The sequence below is a fragment of the Micromonospora sp. M42 genome, assembly GCF_000568915.1.
GTDB lineage: Bacteria > Actinomycetota > Actinomycetes > Mycobacteriales > Micromonosporaceae > Micromonospora > Micromonospora chalcea.
Map to the genome: position 1 here is coordinate 1 of NZ_KK037234.1, position 8,988 is coordinate 8,988.

4 protein-coding genes are annotated in these 8,988 nt (G+C 64.0%); 3 read left to right on the plus strand and 1 reads right to left on the minus strand.

Going from position 1 to position 8,988, the window contains the following annotated elements:
- From pglX to brxL, 3 genes are all read left to right on the plus strand, one after another.
- Nucleotides 1–3,387, plus strand: a 3,387-nt coding sequence (pglX, locus tag MCBG_RS30710; protein WP_043331249.1) for a BREX-1 system adenine-specific DNA-methyltransferase PglX, incomplete at its 5' end; no start/stop codon positions are given.
- Entirely contained in the window at nucleotides 3,380–5,875 is a 2,496-nt protein-coding gene (pglZ, locus tag MCBG_RS30715; protein WP_043331251.1) for a BREX-1 system phosphatase PglZ type A, read from the plus strand. The genes pglX and pglZ, both read left to right, overlap by 8 nt.
- A 13-nt stretch (nucleotides 5,876–5,888) precedes the next feature.
- Nucleotides 5,889–8,024 (plus strand): BREX system Lon protease-like protein BrxL, encoded by a 2,136-nt coding sequence (gene brxL, locus MCBG_RS30720; RefSeq protein ID WP_009067065.1) that lies wholly within the window; start codon nucleotides 5,889–5,891, stop codon nucleotides 8,022–8,024.
- Nucleotides 8,025–8,226: 202 nt separating this feature from the next.
- Here brxL and MCBG_RS30725 read toward each other — a convergent pair.
- A partial coding sequence (locus tag MCBG_RS30725) for an aminotransferase class I/II-fold pyridoxal phosphate-dependent enzyme (RefSeq protein WP_043331252.1) occupies nucleotides 8,227–8,988 on the minus strand: 762 nt, incomplete at its 5' end.

The window sequence follows — 8,988 nt, forward strand, 5'->3', positions numbered from 1 at the left end:
CAGCGCACCGCCGTCGCGGCACTGGAGAAGGCCGTCAATGCGGCTGGCGGAGGCGGCACGGGCCGCGCCGCTGTAGCGGACAAGGTTGCCTATACCTGGTTCAACCGCATCATCGCGCTGCGGTTCATGGACGCCAACGGCTACACCGGGATCGGAGTCGTTTCGCCCGAGCGAGGCCGCGAGGGCGGCCAGCCGGAGATCCTTGCCGAAGCCAAGCGCGGGAACATCGACAGCACGGTCGTCACCAACATGCGCACCGCTGAGACAGTGACGAACCTACTCAACAGCACGCGCCGCAGCGACGACCCACAGGGCGAGGCGTATTCGCTGCTGCTCGCGGAGTACTGCCGCCACTGGAACCGCTCGATGCCGTTCATGTTCGAGCGCGAGGGCGACTACACCGAGCTGTTGATGCCCGCGAACCTGCTCGCCGACGACTCAGTGCTGGCCCGTGCCGTCACCGTGCTCACTGAGGACGTCTGCCAGGACGTTGAAGTCATCGGCTGGCTGTACCAGTTCTACATCTCCGAGCGCAAAGACGAGGTCTTCGCCGGGTTCAAGAAGAACAAGAAGGCCGGCGCCGCCGAGATCCCCGCCGCCACTCAGCTCTTCACCCCACGCTGGATCGTCCGCTACCTCGTAGAGAACTCCCTTGGGCGGCTCTGGCTGCTCAACCGGCCCGCTTCCCGGCTCGCCGACCAGATGGAGTACTACATCGCTCCGGTCGATGAGGAGACCGACTACCTCAAGGTCTCCAGCCCCGAAAAGCTGAAGATTATCGACCCCGCATGCGGCTCCGGTCACATGCTCACCTACGCGTTCGACTTGCTGTACGCCATCTACGAAGAGGAGGGCTACGCGCCGTCCGACATCCCCGCGCTGATCCTCTCCAACAACCTGTACGGTACTGAGATCGACCCTCGTGCCGGTGCGCTGGCCGCGTTCGCACTCACGATGAAGGGCCGCGCCCGTCAGCGAACGTTCTTCAACCGGGATGTCGAGCCGAACATCTGCGTGCTCGAACCTGTCTCGTTCACCTCCGGTGAGCTGGATGCCCTCGTCACCGGCAGCGGAGACCGTGCCGACGAGGAGGCGTTCTGGAACCAATTCGCGCACGCGGACACCTTCGGCGCCCTCATCCGGCCGAAGAGAGCCATGGTTGAGTCGGTCGGGGAGCACTTTCCGGTGAGTGACTCGGCCGACCACGGACTGTTCGCGCAAGATCTGCGTGAGCGTGCCGAGATCGTCATCAAGCAGGCCGCTTATCTGTCCCAGCCTTACGACGTGCTGATTGCCAACCCCCCTTACATGGGCGGCAAGAACATGGCATCCCGCCTCGCCCAGTACGTCAAGGAGGAGTATCCGAGCACCAAGTCCGATCTCTTCTCCATGTTCATCGAGCGATCGTTCGGCATGGTGGCGGTCGGTGGATATTCCGCGATGGTAACGATGGAGGCGTGGATGTTCCTCCTCACATACAAGGAGCTCCGCGAAACGATCGTCACGCGCAAGAGCATTCGGAACATGGTGCACATGCCCTACGTTGGCAAAGGCAGCACTAGCATGGGAATCAATTTCGGGACTGCGGCCACTGTGATTCAGAACGTGCCCGATCCGAGAGCGAAGGCCACGTTCCAGTGTGTCCGCTATTACGAGACGGACTCAACCGGCGTTCCCTTGACATTCCCTGTCACCAATGAGCGATACGCGTTGTTTGCGCCGAGTGAGTTCACGGTCGTTCCGGACACGCGGATCGCCTACTGGCTATCCGCCCAGATGCTCAAGGCGTTCTCTCTGGGGAGGCCGCTCGCGCAGGTCGGCGTGCCGCGACAGGGAATGGCGACCGCGGACAACGAGCGTTTCCTCCGCCTGTGGACCGAGGTGAGCGTCGATCGCTTCGGCCATGGCCTCACCAGAGAGGAAGCCGCAGGAAGCGCGTTCAAGTGGTTCCCCTACAATAAGGGTGGCGATTACCGAAAGTGGTACGGGAATCACGACTGGGTCGTCAACTGGGAGCATGACGGCCGGGAGCTGATGGCCGAACGCCCCAAGGCGGTGATCCGCAGCCCGCAGCTCTACTTCCGCCCGTCGGTGTCCTGGTCGAAGGTCGGGACAGGGCTGCCCGCGTTCCGTTTCTTTCCGACCGGTTTCATCTTCGCCGACGCCGGTTCGTCGATATTCGGGAGCGAACGGGATCTGCTGCACCTAGCGGCGATCTGCAATGCGACAGTCGCCCGGGAGATGCTGGCTGCGACGTCACCGACCCTCAACGTCGAGGTGGGAACGCTCGCTCAGCTGCCGGTCGTCGATGTGTCCGACACCGCCGTCTCCTCCGTCCAAGAACTCGTCGACATTCACCGAGCCGACTGGAACAGCCGTGAGACGGCATGGGAGTTCGGCGCCCTGGACATCGTGGCCGGCGGCGAGAGTTTGCTGCGGAAGGCGGTCGCCAACGCGCTAGAGAGCGGCACCGCTGTCTCCGCGCGTGCGCGGGCACTGGAGAGCCAAGTCAACGCGGAGGTCGCCGACGCGTACGGCCTGGCGTCCGAGGTCGACGTCGACGTATCGCTTGACCGCGTCACGCTGCACTGCAACCCGGTCGCCCGCTTCGGGGAGGGCAAGTCCTCGGCCCAACAGGAAAAGCTGTATGCCCAGCAGAGAGCCAACGATCTCGTCTCCTACGCGGTTGGCTGCATGCTCGGGCGCTACAGCCTCGACGAACCGGGGCTGATCCTCGCCAACCAGGGCGACACACTTCAGGACTATCTCGCAAAGGTGCCGAACCCGTCGTTCCAGCCCGACGAGGACAACGTGATCCCGATCGTCGATGGCGACTGGTTCGAGGACGACATCGTGGCCCGATTCCGTCAGTTCCTCCGGGCTGCGTTCGGTGAGGAACACTTCGAGGAGAACCTGCGGTTCGTCACCGAGTCGCTCGGCGTCAAGGACCTGCGCGACTACTTCGTGAAGTCGTTCTATAAGGACCACGTCCAGCGGTACAAGAAGCGACCCATCTACTGGATGTTCTCCAGTCCCAAGGGATCGTTCAACGCCCTCATCTACATGCACCGCTACACGCCGTCGACCGTCTCGACCGTACTGAACGAGTACCTGCGCGAGTACAAGGCGAAGTTGGAGGCCAGCCGCCAGCACCACGAGCGTCTCTCCGCAGGGACGGGCACGCCGAGGGAGAAGGCTGCCGCGCAGAAGGAGGTCGACCGCCTGCGCAGGGTGTTGCTCGAACTCGACGAGTATGAGCACGACGTGCTTTATCCGCTGGCGACCCAGCAGGTGCAGATCGACCTTGATGACGGCGTGAAGGCGAACTACCCGAAGCTCGGTGCCGCGCTGAAGAAGATCCCCGGCCTTGAGGCAAGCAATGGCTGAGACATCCGCCGTCCGGTCCCATCTGGAGCGACGCTTCGAGACGCACCGGGTGGTGTTCTGGCATGACCCCGAGGGCGGGTACGCCGCTGGCCTCGACTCGCTCGGTTTGGAGGGCGTCGAGATCGTACGTGTCGCCAACGACGAGTACGCGGTCAAGTACAGGCTCCTGCACGAGGATCCCGACTCGAAGTTCCTTGTCTACCGTTCGGGCGCCGTGCCGGCGGGGATCGGCAACTGGCTGCTCGACCTTGAGCTGGCCTACGGGGTGTTCACCGCGGACCGGGCCTCGCTGGTACAGCAGGAGCTCGGGCTTGCCGCCGACGATGTCGGCGAGGTTGTGCAAGCCCACGAGAAGTTCTTCCAGGCGGCGAAGCGGGTGCGGGTCCTTAAGGGGCTGCTTCACGCGGATGATGACACGCTGGTGTTGCAGGCCAAGATGGTGGCTGTGCTGCTCGGGCAGCGTGAGCACAGTCTCCTGGAGATCACCCGCGCCCTGCTGGCCGAGAACGCCGACGGCGCGGATGACAAGTACGGCGTCCTCGTCGAGTACGGTCTTGACGACTTCCACTGGCAGGGCGTCGCCTCGATCTACGGCTACACGTCGCAGAGCCCGAGCATCGACGATTTCGTGCTGTGGATGTTTCGGCAGGCCGCCGCAGGGTTCATGTCCGAACGGCCAGGCGGACTGCGGAACATCCAGCTCGACTTCGCCAGCCTGCGCTACGACGTCCGCAGCCAGCAGGCGATGACCACGCTCGCAACTCGTGTAGCTCGCGACCTGGACTACGCGAGCACGATCGAGGACACGGGCTTCCGGGACCTGCTGGGCAACGACCTGTTCGAGGAAGTCGACCAGAAGATCATCAGCGATCTTGCGAGTGCTGTCGCCGACCGCACCGTCGCAGCCCGTGAGGTCACCGAGGTCATCCGCAGTCGGCAGAACAGCTTCTGGATCGACGGGTACCGCAAGCTGTACTCCGCGATCGGCAGCGCCTCCGACCTGCTGACCGCGCTCAGCGCGCTCGACCTGTCGATGCAGTCGTTCGACGAGGGCCTGGACCGTTACCGGAATGACTGGTTCCGTATCGATCAGCTCTACCGGCAGTTCGCCTATGCGGCCCGCACCGCCGAGCACGCCGGACCGCTGGAGCGACTGCGGGAGCAGGTCGAGTCCTTCTACGCGAACAAATTCCTGTACACCCTGGGCGCCGCATGGCAGCAGCATGTCGATGGCGTCGACCGGTGGCGTTCCGCTGTGCTCCGGCCGCAGACCTCGTTCTTCGCCGACCACGTCAAGCCCATCACGCGGGATGGCCGGCGTAAGGCCGTCGTCATTATTTCCGACGCCCTGCGCTACGAGGTTGCCGACGAGCTCGGTTCACGTATCCGCCAGGAAGACCGTTTCGACGCGACTCTTGATGCCGTTCTGGGCGTCCTGCCGAGCTATACCCAGCTCGGGATGGCCGCGCTCTTGCCGCACACCACGATCGGACATTCTGGCAAGGGCGATCGAGTCGCCGTGGACGGCCAGCAGTCCGCAGGGACCGACAACCGCAGCAAGATCCTCGCCGGTGTGCGGGGCACGGCGGTTCCTGCCGAAAACCTGCTCGGCATGACCCGCGATGAGATTCGCGAGCTGTACCGGCAGCACCAGGTGCTGTACGTCTACCACAACCGCATTGACGCGACCGGCGACAAGCAGGGCACCGAGCGGCAGGTTTTCGAGGCTGCCGAGAAGACGCTGGAGGAGCTCGTCGACCTTGTCAAGCGCCTTGCGAGCGCCGACGCCACCAACATCTTCGTGACCGCCGACCACGGCTTCCTCTTCCAGGAATCCGCGCTCGACGAGGCGGGCTACCTGTCCGTTGCACCGCAGGGCGACAGCATCGCTGTGCAGGCGCGCCGCTACGTGCTGGGAACAGGGCTGAAACCTGATCCGGCGTTCAAGACGTACACCTCCGCGCAGCTCGGGCTCGACAGCGACTACGAGGTGCAGATTCCCAAGTCGATCCACCGGCTTCGGCTCAAGGGCTCGGGTGCGAGGTTCGTGCACGGCGGCGCGGCCCTCCAGGAGATCGTCGTGCCGGTGCTCGCCATCAACAAGAAGCGCAAGAGCGACACTCGGCTGGTCAACGTCGAAATCCTGCCCGAGTCAGACAAGATCACCACTGGTCAGCTGGTCGTGAAACTCTTCCAGACCGAGCCGGTCAGCGAAAAGATCCAGCCACGCGCCCTGCGAGCCGGCCTGTACTTCGGCGAGACCCTCATCTCCAACCACGCCCCGCTGGTGTTCGATCAGGAATCGGCCGACCGGCGCGACCGGTATCAGAGCGCCGTCATGCTACTCAGCCAAGATGCGAACGACTACAACAACCGTGCGGTCGAGTTCCGCCTAGAGGAACTGATTCCCAACACGACCCAGTGGCGCGTCTACGGCAAGGCGATGTACACGCTGAAGCGCTCATTCGCCTCGGACTTCGACTTCTAGGAGAGGTGTGGCTATGAGCGAAGTGAGTGAGGTCAGCCCGGTGGAACCGGTCGGCCCAGACGCGCCGGCCGATGCAGATCCCAGGCCGAGCGAGCTGGACCGCAAGATCAACCGACTCTTCCCGGGCGCCGTCGTGCGCAAGGACTTGGTCAAGGCCGTCAAGGGCAACGCCATCGTGCCGTCCTACGTGCTGGAGTACCTGCTCGGGCAGTACGCGGCCTCTGATGACGCGGCCACCATCCAGGCAGGCATCGACACGGTGCGCAGGATCTTGGCCGACCACTACGTGCACCGGAACCAGTCCGAGCTGGTGAAATCCACGATCCGCGAGCGCGGGCGGCACCGGATCATCGACAAGGTCACGGCCACGCTCAATGAGAAGAACGACGTCTACGAGGCCGAGTTCGCAAACCTCGGCATCAAGGGCGTGCTCGTCGAGCCCGCCACGATCAAGGCGCACCCGAAACTGCTCGTCGGAGGAGTCTGGTGCATCTGCGACATCGAGTACTTCCACAGTGCTGACCCGCGGGTCGTGCCGTGGATTCTCGGGTCGATTAAGCCCATCCAGTTGTCGAACTTCGACGTAGAGGGCTACCTGGTGGCTCGGCGCGAGTTCACCACCGACGAGTGGATCGACCTGCTCGTGCAGTCCATCGGGTTCAATCCCGAGTTGTTCGGGAGGAGGGCCAAGCTCATCCAGCTCGTGCGGCTCATCCCGTTCGTCGAACGTAACTACAACCTCGTCGAGCTTGGCCCCAAGGGCACCGGCAAGTCCCATATCTTCTCAGAGTTCTCGCCCCACGGCATGCTCATCTCCGGTGGAGAGGTCACCGTGCCGAAGTTGTTCGTCAACAACGCCAACGGGCGCATCGGCCTGGTCGGCTACTGGGATGTTGTCGCGTTCGATGAGTTCGCCGGCAAGAAGAAGCGCACCGACAGGGCGCTCGTCGACATCATGAAGAACTACATGGCGAACAAGTCGTTCTCACGCGGTGTTGAGACGCTCGGTGCTGAGGCGTCGATGGTATTCGTCGGTAACACCTCGCATACCGTGCCGTACATGCTCAAGCACGCCGACCTGTTCGACGAGCTGCCCGAGAGCTACCACGACTCCGCCTATCTCGACCGGCTGCACCACTACATCCCTGGGTGGGAGGTTGACACCATCCGCGGGGAGATGTTCTCGGACGGCTACGGGTTCGTCGTCGACTACATCGCCGAAGTGCTCAAGTCGATGCGCTCCCAGGACTACTCGGACCGCTACCAGCAACACTTCTCGCTCTCGTCGGACATCTCGACGCGTGACCGAGACGGGATCCACAAGACGTTCTCCGGGCTGATGAAGATCCTCTACCCGCACGGGGAGGCAGCGCCCGAGGAGATCGAGGAGATCCTGCGGTTCGCGATCGAGGGGCGCAAGCGCGTCAAGGACCAGATCCTGCGGATCGACTCGACGATGGCCGACGTCAAGTTCGGTTACCTGGACAGGAGCGGAGCCTGGCACGCGGTCTCGACCCTGGAGGAGGACGAATACCCGGCTTACTACCACCGCGAGCGTCCCGGGGCTGCTGATAGCGCGATCGAGCCGTCGGCGGGCGCGGCGGTGCCCACCGTTCAGGATGGGACTCCGGGTGAGCACGCGCAGGTGGTGGCGCCGCTGTTCGAGGGGCACCGTGAGTTCCAGGAGAACCAGCGCGGCGTCTCGTTCGACACGCTGCTCACCCCGTACCTGCGCAGAGCCGGGCAAATTACGATTACAGACCCCTACATTCGCCAGTTCCACCAGGCCCGCAACCTCATGGAACTCATCGAGGGGATCGCCGCCGTCAAGGACGCCGCCGACGAGGTTAACGTCAAGCTCATCACCACAGAGAGCAACGGCGGCGAGGACAAGGTCCGCAAGCAACTTGAGCTCCTGCTCAAGGTTAAGCAGGGCGCAGCAGCCGGCGGCGTCAACCTCGACGTCTCGTTCACCAACACGATCCATGACCGCTCGATCGTCACCGACACTGGCTGGAAGATCGTGCTCGGCCGCGGCCTCGACATCTTCCAGTACGTCACCGGTGATGCATTCGACCTCGCCACCAGGCTCCAGGAATACCGTCAGGTCAAGGCGTTCGGGGTGACCTACATTCGCGAGGGAAAGTGATTGAGGGTAACTCCTCGGCCAGGGCTCCGGTGGGTGAGCGGACGGGGGACGCGCTGGAGTAAGCATCATGCTGATCAAGGTTGCAAGCCTCTGATCAGTGGAAAGGGACGCCGACGGCGCTGCTCGGCGTCGGCTGAGTTGCCCCCTTTGGGGCCTCGACGGAGACGCAAGCTGAGTGCCCAAGCGCAAGGGCCGACAGAGTTCAGGATGCCAAGCGCCGCAGGCGGCTGGTGGCCTCGGCGAGGACCTCGTCCTTCTTGCAGAAGGTGAAGCGGACCTGGGTGCGGCCGGCGCCGGGGTCGTCGTAGAAGACGGAGTTGGGGATGGCGACGACGCCGCAGCGCTCGGGGAGGGCGCGGCAGAAGGCGTAGGCGTCCTTCTCGCCGAAGGGGGTGATGTCGGTGGTGATGAAGTACGTGCCCTGGGGCTGGTACACCTCGAATCCGGCCGCCCGCAGGCCCTCGCCGAGGAGGTCGCGCTTGCGTCGCAGGTTCGCGCGGAAGCCGTCGAAGTACGCGTCCGGCAGGCGGAGTGCCTCGGCGATTGCGTACTGGAACGGGCCCGCGCTGACGTACGTCAGGTACTGCTTGGCGGTCCGGACCGCGGAGACGATCGGGCCGTCGGCCATGACCCAGCCAACCTTCCATCCGGTGCAGGAGAAGGTCTTGCCGGCGGAAGAGATGGAGACGGTGCGCTCGCGCATGCCGGGGAGGCTCGCGATTGGGACGTGGGCGGCGCCGTCGAACGTCAGGTGCTCGTACACCTCGTCGGTGACGACGAGCAGGTCGTGTTCGACGGCGAGCGCGGCGATGGCGCTCTGCTCTTCGGTGGTCAGGACCATCCCGGTCGGGTTGTGAGGCGTGTTGAGGAGCAGGAGGCGGGTCTGCGGGGTGATCTTGGATCGCAGTTCGTCCAGGTCCGGGCGGAAGGACGGGGCGCGCAGGGTGAGCGGGACGCGCTTCGC

Excerpts from the sequence above, each read along its gene's own strand:
- pglZ (WP_043331251.1), top strand. The coding sequence starts at position 3,380 with ATGGCTGAGACATCCGCCGTCCGGTCCCATCTGGAGCGACGCTTCGAG.
- brxL (WP_009067065.1), top strand. The coding sequence starts at position 5,889 with ATGAGCGAAGTGAGTGAGGTCAGCCCGGTGGAACCGGTCGGCCCAGAC.